This is a genomic window from Kitasatospora sp. NPDC088160 (assembly GCF_044741445.1).
Lineage (GTDB): Bacteria > Actinomycetota > Actinomycetes > Streptomycetales > Streptomycetaceae > Kitasatospora.
Genome location: NZ_JBIUSS010000004.1, coordinates 344,070 through 356,557 on the forward strand (window position 1 = coordinate 344,070; position 12,488 = coordinate 356,557).

The following is a 12,488-nucleotide window of genomic DNA, read 5'->3' on the forward strand; positions in this document are numbered from 1 at the left end:
GAAATCTTCTGGACTTAAGAGTATCCAGTTGAATCCAGGAAGGGATGTGCACGGTGACCGGCACGGTGAAGCAGCAGAGGCAGCAGCGACGCGGGGCGGGCGGCCCGCTGCGCCGCGTCCAGATCGGCAACGCGCTCAGCGCGTTCGGCAGCGGCTTCACGATGCCGTACATGTTCGTGTACGTGGACCAGGTGCGCGGGCTGGGTTCGCTGGCGGCCGGGATGGTGTTCACCGTCTTCGCGCTGGCGGCGCTCGCCGTCCTGCCGTTCACCGGTCGCGGCATCGACAGGTACGGCCCCCGTCCGGTCCTGCTGGCCGGCACGGCGCTCGCCGCCACCGGCGCGTTCGCCTTCGGCCACGCCACCGGCACCCCGGCCCTGCTGGTCTCCTCCTTCCTGTTCGGCGCGGGTGTCACCACCTGCCAGCCGGCGCTCGCCACGATGATCGTCCGCTGCTCGACGGCCGCGACCCGCTCGCACGCCTTCGCGCTCCAGTTCACCCTGGTCAACCTGGGCATGGGCATCGGCGCCCTGGTCGGCGGCCAGATCGTGAACGTCGCCGACCCGGCCAGCCTCACCCGGCTGTTCACCATCGAGGCGGCGACCTTCCTCGGCCTGGCCCTGGTCACCGGCACCGCCCGGATGCCGGCCAACCCGCTGATCCCGCTCCAGGAGAAGAACGACGGCCCGACCGGCCTGCGCGCGCTGGTCGCCGACAAGGCGATGCTGCGGCTCTGCGTGCTCGCCGGGCTGATCTTCTTCACCTGCTACGGCCAGTTCGAGTCCGGCGTCGCGGCCTTCGCCACCGACACCGTCGGCACCGCGCCCTCCACCCTGGGCTTCGCGATCGGCGCCAACGCGCTGACCATCGTCGTCCTGCAGATGTTCATGGTGCGGATCACCGCGCGCCGCCGCCGCACCACCGCGATGGCCGCGGCCGGCGTGGTCTGGCTCGGCGCCTGGGCGATGGCCCTGGTGGCCGGCCTGATCCGGACCGAGACCATGGCCGCCACGGTCGCGATCGTCTCGATCTACGCCCTGTTCGGCGTCGGCGAGTCGCTGCTCGCGCCCACCATGGGCCCGATCGTCGCCGACCTCGCCCCGGCCCGGCTGCTCGGCACCTACAACTCCGGGTACGCCCTGGTGAAGCAGATCGCCATCGCGGTCGGCCCGGCCGTCGGCGTGCTGCTGGTCGGCTCCGGCACCTGGCCGCTCTACCTCGCGGCCATGGCGGGCTCCACGCTGCTGGTCGTCGTCCTGGCGCTGCGGCTGCGCCCGTACCTCACGCCGGAGCAGGACAACGCGGCCCCGGCCGTGGTCCGCACCACGGTCGTCCGGGAGTTGCAGACGGCGGCGTGACCGCCGACGGGGGGCTGTGGGCGGCTGCGTGACCGCCGACGGGGGTTGCAGACGGCGGCGTGACCGCCGATCGAACAGGCGTGTCGACGGGCGCCGACCGGGTCACCTGGTCGGCGCCCGTCGCGCTTGGCTTCGCGACCACCGCCACATAGTGTCAGTGGCTGTTGGCCGCCCGGCCCGGTCGGTACAGGAGACCCGGCCGGCACAGGAGACAGGCGAATCGGCGAGGCAATGACGCAAGCGGCGCTCACGCACCCCCCGGCGGCCCAGGCCCCGGCCCCCGCCGCCCCGGCACCGGCCCGGGGCCGGCTGCTCCGCCTGCCGGCCGACTGGTCCGGCTGGCTCGGGCCGATCGGCGTCGCGCTCTTCGCGGGCCTGCTGCGGTTCTGGAACCTCGGCTACCCCAACGCCTTCGTCTTCGACGAGACGTACTACCCCAAGGACGCCTGGTCGCTGCTGCGGCAGGGCTACGAGGGCAGCTGGCCGGACCACGCCAACGCCGACGTCCTGGCCGTCCCGCAGCACATCCCGCTCACCTCCGCGCCCGAGTTCATCGCCCACCCGCCGCTCGGCAAATGGGTGATGGCGATCGGCGAACAGCTGTTCGGCCTGCACCCCTTCGGCTGGCGGTTCATGACCGCCCTGCTCGGCACCGTCACCGTGCTGATGCTCGCCCGGATCGGCCGCCGGCTCTTCGGCTCCACCCTGATCGGCTGCACGGCGGCCCTGCTGATGGCGGTCGACGGCCTCCAGCTGGTGATGAGCCGGGTCGGGCTGCTCGACGGCATCCAGATGTTCTTCGTGCTCGCCGCCTTCGGCAGCCTCCTGATCGACCGCGACCACGTCCGCGCCCGGCTGGCCGGCATCACCGACGGCGACGGCGACGGCGACCGCGTCCGGCTCGGCCTGCGGCCCTGGCGGATCGCCGCCGGGGTGCTCCTCGGCGCCGCCTGCGCCGTCAAGTGGAACGGCGCGATGATCCTCGCCGCCTTCGGCCTGCTGACCGTCCTGTGGGACCAGTCCGGCCGACGCGGGGCCGGCGCCCGCCGCCCCTGGCGCTCGATGCTGCGCCGCGACGCCGTCCCCGCCTTCCTCGCCATGGTCGGCTCCGCCCTGGTGGTGTACGTCGGCGCCTGGGCCGGCTGGCTCGCCGGCGGCGGCAACGGCGAGGGCGGGTACGACCGGCACTGGGCCGACGGCCGCCCCGGCCTGTCCCCGGACACCTTCCTCGGCGTCCCGCTGCCGCAGGTGTCGATGAGCTGGGTGCCCGCGCCGCTGCGCAGCCTGTGGCACTACCACTCGCAGATGTACGACTTCAACACCGGGCTGAGCACCCCGCACACCTACCAGTCCAACCCCTTCAGCTGGCTGGTCGTCGGCCGCCCCGTCTCCATGTACTGGGAGCAGGTCCCGAACGGGCAGCACGGCTGCACCGCCACCGGCGGCTGCGCGTCCCAGATCCTCGGCCTCGGCACCCCGCTGCTCTGGTGGACGGCCTGCTTCGCCCTGGTCTACCTGCTGTGGCGCTGGTTCTTCCGCCGGGACTGGCGCTCGGGCGCCGTGCTGTGCGCCGTCGCCGGGATCTACCTGCCCTGGTTCCAATACCAGGAGCGGACCGTCTTCTCCTTCTACATGGTCGTCCTGGTGCCGTTCCTGTGCCTGGCCGTCGCGCAGATGCTCGGGGCGATCCTCGGCCCGGCCGGATGCAGCCCCGAACGCCGCCGGATCGGCGCGGCCGGCGCCGGGCTGATCGTGCTCGCCATCGTCGCCTGCTTCGCCTTCTTCTACCCGCTGTACACGGCGGAGGTGATCCCGATGACGTCCTGGCAGGACCGGATGTGGTTCACCAGCTGGATCTGACACCGGTGACCCTGTCCGCCGCGGGCGGCCAGCTGCTGCCCGTCACCCCGATGCTCGGGGTGGTCACCGCCGCCCTGCTGCTGGCCGCCGTCGCGGTCGCCGGCCGGGGCCTGCTCGGCCACGGGCACGCGGTGCTGCGGGCCGGACTGCGCGCGGTGGTGCAACTGGCCGCCGTCGCCGCGGTGATCAGCTGGGTGGTCGGCTCGCTCTGGTGGTCGGCGCTGTTCGTGCTGCTGATGTTCACCGTCGCGGTGCGCACCGCCGGGCGGCGGATGACCCCCGGCCCCGGCTGGGTCTGGGCGGCCGCGCCGATCGGCGCCGGCGTGCTGCCGGTGCTCGCCCTGCTGCTGGCCGTCGGGCTGCTGCCGGCCAAGGGCCTGTCCGTCATCCCCGTCGCGGGCATCCTGATCGGCGGCGCGCTCACCGCCACCTCGCTGGCCGGGCGGCGCGCCCTCGACGAGCTGCGGCAGCGCCGCGGCGAGGTGGAGGCGGCCCTGGCGCTCGGCTTCGAGGACCGCGACGCCCGGCTGGAGATCTGCCGCACCGCCGCCGCGACCTCGCTGGTGCCCGCCCTCGACCAGACCCGGACGGTCGGCCTGGTCACCCTCCCCGGCGCCTTCGTCGGCATGCTGCTCGGCGGCGCCTCGCCCGTCCAGGCGGGGGCGGTGCAGCTGTTCGTGCTGGTCGGGCTGCTGGCGGTGGAGTCGGTGGCGATCGTGGTGGTGCTGGAGCTGGTCGGCCGGGGGCTGGTGAACGCGGGCTGGTGAGCGTGGGTTGGTGAGCGTGGGTTGGTGAGCGTGGGGTACCGGGCCGGGGCGGGTGCCGGACGGGGGCGGGGACCGGGCCGCCTTGGGCACCGGACGCGGTCGGGTACCCTTGAGCACGTTGAAGGGGAGTAGCCCTCCACCGGACCGTCGACATACTGGCCCTCACGGGCCCGGCGCCCGGGGCACCCGATCCTCCGGGGTCGGTGCCGGCGAGACCTTCGGCCGCAGTGCTGTGACCATGACCAGTGCTGTCGGGCCGAAGCGTCCCCTGACGGACCTGCGGAGGCCGGGCAGCCCGACCGAGGGACCCTTTCTGATGAGTTTGACCGTGGCCGCGCTGACGTTCGGCATCATCTTCCTGGCCGAACTGCCGGACAAGACCGCGCTGGCCAGCCTCGTACTCGGCACCAAGTACCGTGCCAGCTACGTCTTCGCGGGTGTCGCCGCCGCGATGGGCGTTCAGGTCGTCCTCGCCCTCGCCGCCGGGCACCTGCTCTCGCTGCTGCCGCACCGCTGGGTGGAGGGCGTCACCGGCGTGCTGTTCCTGGCCGGCGCGGCCATGCTGCTGTTCCACGGCGGGGGCGACGACGAGGAGGGGCACGCCGCCAAGGAGCCGTCCTCGAACAGCTTCTGGAAGGTGGCCGGGGCCAGCTTCGTGGTCGTCGCGGTCGCCGAGTTCGGCGACCTGACCCAGATCATGACCGCCAACCTGGCCGCCAAGTACGCCGATCCGCTGGCCGTCGGCCTCGGCGCCTGGCTGGCGCTGTGCGCGGTCGGCGGGCTCGCCATCGTGGGCGGGCAGAAGCTGCTCAAGTACGTGCCGATGAAGCTGATCATCCGGGTCGCGGCGGCGATCATGGTGGTGCTGGCGGGCATCAGCATCTTCGGGGCGATCACCGGCTGACCCCTTGTTCGCGGGGCTCAGCAGCCCGGGTCGGCCTCCAGGGCGGCCCGGGTCTTCGGGCCGTAGACGTAGGTCTCGCCCTTGATCCGGTTGCTGGTCTGGTAGTCGCCGAGCACCGACCTGGTCCAGAAGTCGAAGGTGCCAGTGATCATCGACTTGTCGACGTATCCGCACTCGGCCGCCCACAACCGCTGCTGCATGTCCTTGACGTCGGCGCCGGTCATCCCCATCTGGAGCACCCGGGTGGTCGGGGTCGGCGTCGGGGTGGGGGTCGGCGTCGGAGTCGGCGTGGGCGTCGCGGTGGTGGGGGTGGGCGTGGGTGTCGGGGGCGCGGTCGGGGCGGAAGCCGGGGCCGGGGGAGCGGCGGCCGGGGCCTGGGTGGTCGGCGTCGGCGCCGGGGTGGCCGTCTTCGTCGGGCTCGGCTTGCGGGTGGGGGACGACGTCGGACTCGGCGCCTCGCTGGTCGGCGGCGGGGTGGCCGGGTCCGTCGGTGCCGGGGCGGTCGGCTCCACCGGCGCGGGCGCCAGGGTGGTGGGCAGCGGCTGCGCCTGCCGGGTCGTCGGCGCGGGCGAGGGCGTCACCGCGTACGCGATGCCGATGGTGAGCGCGACCAGGCCGGCGCCCACCCCGGCCAGCAGCAGCTTGTGCCGGGCCAGCGGGTTCTGCGTGGCCTGCTCGGCGGCTCTGCGCGCGGCCCGGCCGCCGACGGGCTCCGGCTCGGGCCCGGGCGTCGCGTGGTCGAAGGGGAAGACTCCGAGGTCGCCGCCGGACGCGGCCTGCGGGGCCGTCGCCGCCGCGTAAGCGCCCGGCCCGGAGGCGGGCACCGGCGGCAGCACGGTGGTGGCGTAGGCGTCGGCGTCCGGCCCCAGCGGGGGAACCACGGGCGGGGCAGCGGCGGGCGGGGGCGCGGCGGGGTGGACGGGGGCCGGCTGTCCCGGGGCGACCGGCGGCAGGACGGCGGTCGCGAACGGGTCGACGGCGGGGACGTCCGCCACGGGCTCCTCGGCGACCTGGCCGACCGCCTGCGGCACGTACGGGCGGACCAGCGGCGGGCCTTCGAGGTGCGGGAGGACGGCCGTCTCGGTGAGGCTCGGGTCCGGGACGCAGCCGCACCCGGTGGAGCGTGCGGTGCCGCACGTCGGGCAGTGCTGGTCCGGCATCGGCCGGTCCTCCTCGGTTCTCGGGCGGTCTCCGTGCCCCGGGGCGGTTCCCGGGCTCACGATCGCGCCTGATTATGCAGGACGTCCCGGAGGGGGGACAGGGGCGTCCGGACCCGGGCGGGGGTGTTGTGGCGGTTGGTGGCGGTTGTCTCCCGAGGAACGGTCGGGGGGCGGCGGATGTCCCCGGTGCCGGCGGTCGGGTCGGTGCGGTGGGTGTGGTCGGCTCGGCCCGGCGCGTCCTGGGTCGGCAGGCCCGGAGGGTCCGCTCGGGCAGGCCCGGAGGCTACGTTCGGCTCAATCCGGGGGAGCAAACCAGGGCATTTCTGACAGCATGGTGAGCTGGGAGTGATCATCCGCACGGGCCCGCCGCCTCGGCCGGGGCCCGCGACCCTACGGAGCCGCCATGACGGACTCGCGCGCCGCGTCCGACCGCAGCCCGGCGTACGAGCCCGGCCCGCCGGAGGTCACCACCCCCAACCTCTGGGTGCCGATCGGCGCCCTGCTGCTGGCGATGCTGCTCGCCGCCCTCGACCAGACCATCGTCTCCACCGCGCTGCCCACCATCGTCAGCGACCTCGGCGGCCTGGACCACATCTCCTGGGTGGTCACCGCCTACCTGCTGGCCTCCACCGCCGCCACCCCGCTCTGGGGCAAGCTCGGCGACATGTACGGCCGGAAGCGCTTCTTCCAGGCCTCCATCGTGATCTTCCTGCTCGGCTCCGTACTCTGCGGCATCGCCCAGAACATGGGCGAACTCATCGCCTTCCGCGCGCTGCAGGGCCTGGGCGGCGGCGGGCTGATCGTGCTCACCCAGGCCATCGTCGGCGACCTCGTCTCCCCCCGGGACCGCGGCAAGTACCAGGGCCTCTTCGGCGCCGTCTTCGGCGTGACCAGCGTCCTCGGGCCGCTGCTCGGCGGCCTGTTCGTCGACAACCTCAGCTGGCGCTGGGTCTTCTACATCAACCTGCCGATCGGCATCGTCGCCCTGGTGGTGATCGCCGCCGTCCTGCACGGGCAGGAGGTCAGGCGCCGGCACCGGATCGACTACCTCGGCACCGTGCTGATCGCCGCCGTCGCCACCTGCCTGGTGCTGATGACCTCCCTCGGCGGCACCACCTGGGGCTGGACCTCCTGGCAGATCGTCGGGCTCGGCGTGCTCGGCCTGGTGCTGCTGCTCGCCTTCGTCCTGGTCGAGCGGACGGCCAGCGAACCGGTGCTGCCGCTGCGGCTGTTCCGCTCCCGGACGTTCAGCCTGGTCGCGGTGATCTCCTTCGTGGTCGGCTTCGCGATGTTCGGCGCCCTCACCTACCTGCCGACCTTCCTCCAGGTCGTCATGCAGGTCTCGCCCACCCTGTCCGGCATCCACATGTTGCCGATGGTGCTCGGCATGCTGTTCACCTCGATCGGCTCCGGCCAGATCGTCGCCCGCACCGGCCACTACCAGATCTTCCCGATCGCCGGGACGGCCGTCACCACCGTCGGCCTGCTGCTGCTCTCCCGGCTCGACGAGCACAGCAGCACCACGGAGATGAGCCTCTACTTCCTGGTCTTCGGCCTCGGGCTGGGCCTGGTCATGCAGGTACTGGTGCTGATCGTGCAGAACTCCGTCGGCTACCAGGACCTCGGCGTCGCCACCGCCGGCGCCACCTTCTTCCGCTCCATCGGCGCCTCCTTCGGCGTCTCCATCTTCGGCACCCTGTTCGCCAGCGGGCTGCGCGACCGGCTCGCCGACGCCCTCACCGGCCTGCCGCTGCCGCCCGGCTTCCACCCCGAGGCCGTCACCTCCGACCCACGGGTGATCACCCGGCTGCCCGCCGTCGCCCAGGAAGCCGTCCACCACGCGTACGCCGAGTCGATCACCAGGGTGTTCCTGTACGCGGTGCCCGTCGCGATGGTCGCCTTCGTGCTGTCGCTGTTCCTGCGCGAGCAGAAGCTGCGCTCCACCGCCACCGCGCCCGACCTGAGCGGATCCATCGGCCTCAACCCCGTCCAACGCTCGTCGCTGGACGAGATCGCCCGCGCGCTCTCGGTGCTGAGCTCCCGCGAGGCCCGGCGCGACCTCTTCCGGCGGATCACCGAGGGGGCCGGGCTGGACCTCCAACCCGCCTCCAGCTGGCTGCTGTTGCAGATGCACCACCACGGCTCGGTCGAGCCGGCCGAACTCGCCGAGCGGCGGATCATCCCGATCGCCGTCATCGAGAGCGCCGTCCGGGAAGTCGAGGGCCGGGGCCTCGCCGTCCGCAGCGGCGGGCTGCCGCTACGGCTCACCGAACCGGGGGCGGAGGCGGCCGTCAAGCTGGTCGCCGCCCGGCGCTCGCAACTCGCCGACCTGCTCGGCGACTGGGACGAGCAGCAGTACGCCGACCTCGCCGACCTGCTCACCCGCCTCAGTTCCACCCTCTGCGCCGACCGGCGCGACCGCCCCGACCGACCGGCCCACGAGCCGCCGTACCGGGGCGAGGGGCGGTCGTTCTAGCCCGCCTCGCAGGGGGTCTGGTGGGAGAGCCAGGTGACGGCGGCGGCGAGCGTGGGGTCGTCGTCCTTGCGGGGGTCGGCCGTTTCGACCGCCTCGTCCGGCTCGATCGGGCCCTCGTGCACCCTGCCGGTGCGGTCGGCCTCGGCGGCGCCGGTGAGCAGCAGGACGGCGCCGTCCGACAGCCGGTGGGCGGCGTTGCCGGTGGGCACCCCGTAGGTGGGCTGGCCGAAGCTGCGGGTGGCCGGGCGGCCGATGAAGGCGATGGCGACCGCCTCGCCCGCGCTGCCGGTCGCGCGGCCGGTGAGGACGGCGACGGGCGTTCCGGGCGTCTTGTCGTGGTGGGTGGGCGCCTTGTCGTGCTGGGTGGCGGGGGAAGCCTGCGGGGCGTCGTCCAGGTACGGCACGCCGTCGCGGACCGACCAGGTGCTGCGGGTGCCGTCCGCGGTGACGAAGGCGCCCAGCGGGCCGTCGCCGAGGACCGGCGCCGCGACGGCCAGCGGGGCCCACATCCCGCCCCCGGTCTCGTTGCGCAGGTCCACCACCCAGCCGCAGGCGCTCGCTTCGGCGACGGCGGCACGGCCGCGGGTGACGTACTCGGCGTAGGTGCGCTCCGATCCGTTCACCGCCGGGAGGGTCAACTGGGCTATTCGGCCGGGGAGTTGCCGGGTGGTCGGGGCGTTCACTGCCTCCGGGTCGGCGTCGACCCTCGCCGCCTGGTCGGGCGGGTAGAAGCGGCTGTGGTGGTCGTCGAGGGCGGTGACGGCGGCGCTGATCGCGGTGTGGGTGTCGGCCGGGGTGCGGGCCGTGGCCGCCTGGGCGAAGGCCTGGGTGCGGAGCTTCGGCCAGTCCACCTTCGAGGTGTTGAGGGACTTCCGCTGGATGAGGTCCAGGGCCTCGGAGAGGTAGCCGCGGGCCTCGGGGGACATGTGCTCGGGGGCTGGTGATTCGGGGGTCGGTGACTCGGGGGCCGGTGACTCGGGGGCCGGCGAGGAGCACGCCGCGAGCACCAGTACGGCCGCCGCCGCAACCGTCCGTCCCAGCCGTCTCATCCGCTTCTCCCTCCGCTTGCCCCTGGTTCGTGTCGCTCCTGATCCTCCCTCACGGACTCCCGAACCAGCGAGGGGTGTCGAGGCGGAACGGGTCGCCGGGGGCGAGCAGGCGCAGGGCCGTCTCCACCTCGCGCAGGCGCTCCTCGCCTAGGGTGGCGGACCACTCGGCGCGCAGCTCGTCGAAGATCCGGGCCGACCGGACCAGGCAGTCCACCCCGCGGGCGGTCAGCCGGACCACCTTGCGGCGGGCGTCGGCCGGGTCGCCGCCGCGCTCGACGTAGCCGAGCTGCTCCAGGTTCTCGATGGTCTTGCCGGCGGCCTGCTTGGAGACGCCGAGTCGGCGGCCGAGTTCGACGGCGGTGGTGCCGTGCGGTCCGATCGCCTGGAAGACGAAGCCGTGCATGGGCCGCAGGTCGGGGTGGCCCTCGCGGGCGATGCGCTCGTGCAGCTCGTCGATGATCGTCCGGAAGGCGAGCAGCAGGCGCAGCGGCAACTCGAAGCCGGGCGGGGCGGGTTCGCTCGTGGGTGCGCTGGTGGGTGTGCTCACGGGCTCGCTTGACATAGGTAGACAACCTCATTGACCATATAGACAACGCCATTGACCATCCTAGGGGGTTCCCTCGCCATGCCCGTGATCCGCCACACCGACGCCCGTCGCACCGAGACGCCGAACGCCGTCATGACCACCTACGCCTCACCCACCCAGGGCTCAACCGCCCTCGCCCTGTGGCAGGTCGACATGACGGCCGGAAAGAGCGGCCCGCTGCACGCCATGGACGTCGAACAGATCTGGACGCTGCTCACCGGCACCGCCACCGTCACCCTCCCCGACGGCCCGGTGCCCCTCACCGCCGGCGACACCCTCGTCCTCCCCGCCGACCTCGCCCGCCAGATCACCACCGCCGACGGCTTCACCGCCATCGTCGCCGGCCCGTCCCCCGCCCACGCCTACAACCCCGACGCCGTCACCCCCGAAGGCGCCTGCGGCCTCGCCCCCCGCGACGCCGAGCGCCTCCTCCCGCCGTGGATCGCCTGACCGCGAGGCGGTCCGGCGGTCCGGGCACGGGTGCGGGGACGGTCGAGGGCCTACCCCTGACCGTCCCCGCCCGGTCCTCGCCGCTACTTCTGGTCGTCGATGTCGTCCTGGAGGTCGTCCAGGTTCTGCTGACCCTGCTGTTGGCCCTGCTGCTGGGTCTGGGCGGCCTTCTGCTGGGCGTCGTCCCCCTTCGGGGGCTTGCTGCCGAGGCGCGACTTCGCCTCCTCCTCCAACTGCTCGGCCTTGTCCCGGAACTTGTCGCCGATACCCATGGCTGTGCCCCATTCGGTTGGATTTCGGGTTCTCCAACCAGGCTTGCACGCACCTTCTCCGCCTGCACTTCGGGCAAGTTGCCGCAGAGCGTCACGATCGACAGACCCCGGATCGCCCGACCCGCACGGTGTGAGGTGTAGGAGACTGCTGACCGCAGACAGTCACCGGACCGGCGGCCGCACCCGCGGCCCCGGCGGAGCAGAAGGAGCGGCATGTCCGTCGTCAAGATCAACGAATGTGTCAAGCCACTCACATAAGCTGCACGGCCGTCGAGGGAACTGTCGCCGAACGGCGAAGCTCCGCCCATGCGTCACGGGGGACGATGCATGGACGGGGCTGTTTTCGGGGTCATGCGGGCGTGGACTGCCCACCGTTGCTACCCGGGTGGTCGTTCGGGTCGTGCCTTCTCGGCCGGTAGGGCCGATTCTTGGGCGTGTACCGGTACGGATCCGGTCGATCCGGGTAGACGGTCACCCACTGGTCGCACCGGAAGCAGAAGCCTTGGCCTGTCTCCGGGTCGAACGCGACGGGCTGATCACACAGCGGACAGTCCACTACTCTCCTACGCGCTCAGGTCGAACTCCCCGCACTTGACGGCGTAGGTGAACTCCGCCCACGCCTCACGGGTCATGGTGACCACCTCACCGGGCCGCTCGCTGTCGCGCAAGGCGACGACGCCGGGGATGTTGGTGGCCACCTGCGGGCACGCCTTGCGCACCGTGTTCTGGCACGCCGCGATGGTGACGAACTCGAATTCGGGACGGGCGGTCATTGCACTGTCCTCTCTCTCGATCTTCCCTTGCGGTCCCCACCCTCTTGGAGTGGGAGTCTCAAATCCCCCAGCGGGAGCGGGCGTTGGCGATCGCCGTCGCGATCCTGAGGCGGGCCATGGTCGGCGAGTCGGGGACGGGCCCCAAGGGCGGCAAGGCGTCCTCCTCGGCGCTGTCCTGGTCGCCTTGGTCAACCGGGTACGGCACTGGTCCGCCCAGGAAACTCGTCCAGTCCGGCGGCAGGTACTCCGGCTCACTCGTCGGCATCGTGCACTACCGGGCATTCGCCGTCCGCGATGTGCTGCGCCCGCCTACGCGCCAAGTTCCGCGCGATCGTGGGGAAATCCTCGGCCGGGTACTGCGCTTGCGCGAAGTCGAAGTACTGGCAGCCGGGGCACTGATCAGCGTTTGGGGCGGGCGTGTCCGGTCTCCGCCGAGCGATCTCACGAAGCGACACGCGCCACCGCCTTGCAGATGAGTTCGTGCGCCAGGCGGCGAAGTTCGATCTCGCGCAGCACCGACTGATCCGGAAGCTGGGGCGACTCCGCGAACGCGTGGTCGATCTTGTCGAAGGACGCGCACACGGCGCACCTCGGCCGGCTGTCAGGCGGCGCCACTGGTCACGTCCTCCCACCCCAGCGGGGCGTACTTGAAGGGGTCCGGGGGACGCCGGTCGTCGTCCGCCTTGGCCTCGCGGTAGTCGGCGCGGCAAGCGGCGATCAAGGCCGGGCTGGCGCCCTTGCCGGGCGGTCGCCTGTGTCGATCGGCCTCGTGGTCCTCGCGTGTCATCGTCACCGCTCTCCGACTCCGATTCCGTGGTCCTCCGACTGTCAGC

General features: G+C 72.7%; 14 protein-coding genes. 6 read left to right on the forward strand and 8 right to left on the reverse strand.

All coding sequences use genetic code 11. The annotated features are described in order from the left end of the window. Window positions 1–53: 53 nt before the first annotated feature. From ACIOGZ_RS08580 to ACIOGZ_RS08595, 4 genes are all read left to right on the forward strand, one after another. Window positions 54–1,358: an MFS transporter gene (locus tag ACIOGZ_RS08580; RefSeq protein ID WP_400985344.1), complete on the forward strand. Its 1,305-nt coding sequence runs from the start codon at window positions 54–56 to the stop codon at window positions 1,356–1,358. 231 nt (window positions 1,359–1,589) lie between these two features. Beyond that, complete coding sequence (locus ACIOGZ_RS08585) at window positions 1,590–3,218, forward strand: dolichyl-phosphate-mannose--protein mannosyltransferase (RefSeq protein WP_400985346.1); 1,629 nt, start codon at window positions 1,590–1,592, stop codon at window positions 3,216–3,218. A 50-nt stretch (window positions 3,219–3,268) separates the two neighbouring features. Then, window positions 3,269–3,985, forward strand: a complete 717-nt coding sequence (locus tag ACIOGZ_RS08590; protein ID WP_363580974.1) for an ABC transporter permease — start codon at window positions 3,269–3,271, stop codon at window positions 3,983–3,985. Between the two features lie 313 nt (window positions 3,986–4,298). Next, window positions 4,299–4,889 (forward strand): TMEM165/GDT1 family protein, encoded by a 591-nt coding sequence (locus ACIOGZ_RS08595; RefSeq protein WP_350878273.1) that lies wholly within the window; start codon window positions 4,299–4,301, stop codon window positions 4,887–4,889. 17 nt (window positions 4,890–4,906) lie between these two features. Here ACIOGZ_RS08595 and ACIOGZ_RS08600 read toward each other — a convergent pair whose 3' ends face one another. Further along, window positions 4,907–6,049 (reverse strand): peptidoglycan-binding protein, encoded by a 1,143-nt coding sequence (locus ACIOGZ_RS08600; protein WP_400985347.1) that lies wholly within the window; start codon window positions 6,047–6,049, stop codon window positions 4,907–4,909. A 403-nt stretch (window positions 6,050–6,452) separates the two neighbouring features. Here ACIOGZ_RS08600 and ACIOGZ_RS08605 point away from each other — a divergent pair, with 403 nt between their 5' ends. Next, entirely contained in the window at window positions 6,453–8,525 is a 2,073-nt protein-coding gene (locus tag ACIOGZ_RS08605) for an MFS transporter (protein ID WP_400985349.1), read from the forward strand. On the opposite strand, the gene ACIOGZ_RS08610 is transcribed toward ACIOGZ_RS08605, so the two are convergent. Both ACIOGZ_RS08610 and ACIOGZ_RS08615 read right to left on the reverse strand, forming a co-directional pair. Then, window positions 8,522–9,574 carry a S41 family peptidase gene (locus ACIOGZ_RS08610; protein ID WP_363580771.1) on the reverse strand — a complete coding sequence of 351 codons (1,053 nt, stop codon included), beginning with the start codon at window positions 9,572–9,574 and terminating at the stop codon, window positions 8,522–8,524. The two genes, ACIOGZ_RS08605 and ACIOGZ_RS08610, sit on opposite strands and share 4 nt — an antisense overlap. A gap of 49 nt (window positions 9,575–9,623) precedes the next feature. Then, window positions 9,624–10,121, reverse strand: a complete 498-nt coding sequence (locus ACIOGZ_RS08615) for a MarR family winged helix-turn-helix transcriptional regulator (RefSeq protein WP_400985351.1) — start codon at window positions 10,119–10,121, stop codon at window positions 9,624–9,626. A gap of 78 nt (window positions 10,122–10,199) precedes the next feature. On the opposite strand from ACIOGZ_RS08615, the gene ACIOGZ_RS08620 reads away from it, so the two are divergent. Continuing rightward, window positions 10,200–10,610 carry a cupin domain-containing protein gene (locus ACIOGZ_RS08620; RefSeq protein ID WP_400805516.1) on the forward strand — a complete coding sequence of 137 codons (411 nt, stop codon included), beginning with the start codon at window positions 10,200–10,202 and terminating at the stop codon, window positions 10,608–10,610. 83 nt (window positions 10,611–10,693) lie between these two features. Here the strand turns inward: ACIOGZ_RS08620 and ACIOGZ_RS08625 are convergent, their stop codons facing one another. The 5 genes from ACIOGZ_RS08625 to ACIOGZ_RS08645 all read right to left on the reverse strand — a co-directional run bounded on the left by ACIOGZ_RS08625 (window position 10,694) and on the right by ACIOGZ_RS08645 (window position 12,448). Then, window positions 10,694–10,882, reverse strand: coding sequence for a hypothetical protein (locus tag ACIOGZ_RS08625; protein WP_400985353.1), 189 nt, complete (start codon window positions 10,880–10,882; stop codon window positions 10,694–10,696). Window positions 10,883–11,445: 563 nt separating this feature from the next. Beyond that, window positions 11,446–11,655: a DUF397 domain-containing protein gene (locus tag ACIOGZ_RS08630; protein WP_400805518.1), complete on the reverse strand. Its 210-nt coding sequence runs from the start codon at window positions 11,653–11,655 to the stop codon at window positions 11,446–11,448. Between the two features lie 58 nt (window positions 11,656–11,713). After that, complete coding sequence (locus tag ACIOGZ_RS08635) at window positions 11,714–11,920, reverse strand: hypothetical protein (RefSeq protein ID WP_363580780.1); 207 nt, start codon at window positions 11,918–11,920, stop codon at window positions 11,714–11,716. A gap of 176 nt (window positions 11,921–12,096) precedes the next feature. Then, window positions 12,097–12,237, reverse strand: a complete 141-nt coding sequence (locus tag ACIOGZ_RS08640; protein WP_363580782.1) for a hypothetical protein — start codon at window positions 12,235–12,237, stop codon at window positions 12,097–12,099. A 19-nt stretch (window positions 12,238–12,256) separates the two neighbouring features. Further along, window positions 12,257–12,448: a hypothetical protein gene (locus tag ACIOGZ_RS08645; protein ID WP_363580784.1), complete on the reverse strand. Its 192-nt coding sequence runs from the start codon at window positions 12,446–12,448 to the stop codon at window positions 12,257–12,259. Window positions 12,449–12,488 lie beyond the last annotated feature (40 nt).

Excerpts from the sequence above, each read along its gene's own strand:
- ACIOGZ_RS08610 (WP_363580771.1), bottom strand. The coding sequence starts at position 9,574 with ATGAGACGGCTGGGACGGACGGTTGCGGCGGCGGCCGTACTGGTGCTC.
- ACIOGZ_RS08620 (WP_400805516.1), top strand. The coding sequence starts at position 10,200 with ATGCCCGTGATCCGCCACACCGACGCCCGTCGCACCGAGACGCCGAAC.
- ACIOGZ_RS08635 (WP_363580780.1), bottom strand. The coding sequence starts at position 11,920 with ATGCCGACGAGTGAGCCGGAGTACCTGCCGCCGGACTGGACGAGTTTC.
- ACIOGZ_RS08590 (WP_363580974.1), top strand. The coding sequence starts at position 3,269 with ATGCTCGGGGTGGTCACCGCCGCCCTGCTGCTGGCCGCCGTCGCGGTC.
- ACIOGZ_RS08585 (WP_400985346.1), top strand. The coding sequence starts at position 1,590 with ATGACGCAAGCGGCGCTCACGCACCCCCCGGCGGCCCAGGCCCCGGCC.
- ACIOGZ_RS08600 (WP_400985347.1), bottom strand. The coding sequence starts at position 6,049 with ATGCCGGACCAGCACTGCCCGACGTGCGGCACCGCACGCTCCACCGGG.
- ACIOGZ_RS08605 (WP_400985349.1), top strand. The coding sequence starts at position 6,453 with ATGACGGACTCGCGCGCCGCGTCCGACCGCAGCCCGGCGTACGAGCCC.
- ACIOGZ_RS08630 (WP_400805518.1), bottom strand. The coding sequence starts at position 11,655 with ATGACCGCCCGTCCCGAATTCGAGTTCGTCACCATCGCGGCGTGCCAG.
- ACIOGZ_RS08625 (WP_400985353.1), bottom strand. The coding sequence starts at position 10,882 with ATGGGTATCGGCGACAAGTTCCGGGACAAGGCCGAGCAGTTGGAGGAG.